Raw genomic sequence first — 306 nt, 5'->3', positions numbered from 1 at the left:
ATAAAGAATTATGGCTAGATGTCGTTCCAGGGACGCATATTTTAATTGACGACGGACAGCTGGATTTGGAAGTTGTGTCGGTACGGCAAGAAGAGATTAAGACGAGGGTGCGAAATGGTGGTATTTTAAAATCACAAAAGGGCGTTAATGTTCCTGGAGTTTCGATTAAATTGCCCGGTGTGACTGAAAAGGATATTGAAGACATTCGTTTCGGTGTTACCCAGGGGATAGATTTTATCGCGGCTTCCTTTACTCGTAAAGCTTCTGATATATTAGCGGTGCGGAAAATTGTTGAGGAAATGGGCA

At 42.5% G+C, this 306-nt stretch carries 1 protein-coding gene; it reads left to right on the top strand.

Annotated features, from left to right (window positions below; genetic code table 11):
- Positions 1-306, top strand: a 306-nt coding sequence (locus tag DSOL_RS26480; RefSeq protein WP_235839023.1) for a pyruvate kinase, incomplete at both ends; no start/stop codon positions are given.

This window comes from Desulfosporosinus metallidurans (genome assembly GCF_001936615.1).
In the GTDB taxonomy this organism is placed as follows: domain Bacteria; phylum Bacillota; class Desulfitobacteriia; order Desulfitobacteriales; family Desulfitobacteriaceae; genus Desulfosporosinus; species Desulfosporosinus metallidurans.
Note: the sequence above shows the minus strand (reverse complement) of the source record. Positions and strands in the feature narration are given on the sequence as shown.